At 56.2% G+C, this 290-nt stretch carries 1 protein-coding gene; it reads left to right on the top strand.

Features of this window, described 5'->3' with window-relative positions:
- Positions 1–290, top strand: a 290-nt coding sequence (locus K6753_RS14520; RefSeq protein ID WP_223677176.1) for a hypothetical protein, incomplete at both ends; no start/stop codon positions are given.

Raw genomic sequence — 290 nt, 5'->3', positions numbered from 1 at the left:
CGAGCCGGATGGGTCCGTCGAGGAATCGGACAAGGCGTGTGCGCATGCGGCGATGTGGGATGCGCTCAACGTCGCCGAGGTCAACCAGCGCTTCTATGCTGGTATCGCCGCACGGTTCAACGAATTGGTCAAGGCGCTTGTTGCCGCCGGACATGACGAGGGTGACGCGAAGATGTTCGCCAGCCGTTTGATCGGACGCATTCTCTTCGTCTGGTTCCTCAACCAGAAGGAATTCATTAATCCAGATGAGCATTATTTGGAGATTGGGGACCTGGACTCTACGGAGTATT

Source organism: Novilysobacter selenitireducens (assembly GCF_020026895.1).
Lineage (GTDB): Bacteria > Pseudomonadota > Gammaproteobacteria > Xanthomonadales > Xanthomonadaceae > Lysobacter_C > Lysobacter_C selenitireducens.
The sequence above is the reverse complement of the archived record's forward strand: the minus strand, read 5'-3'. Positions and strand labels throughout refer to the sequence as shown.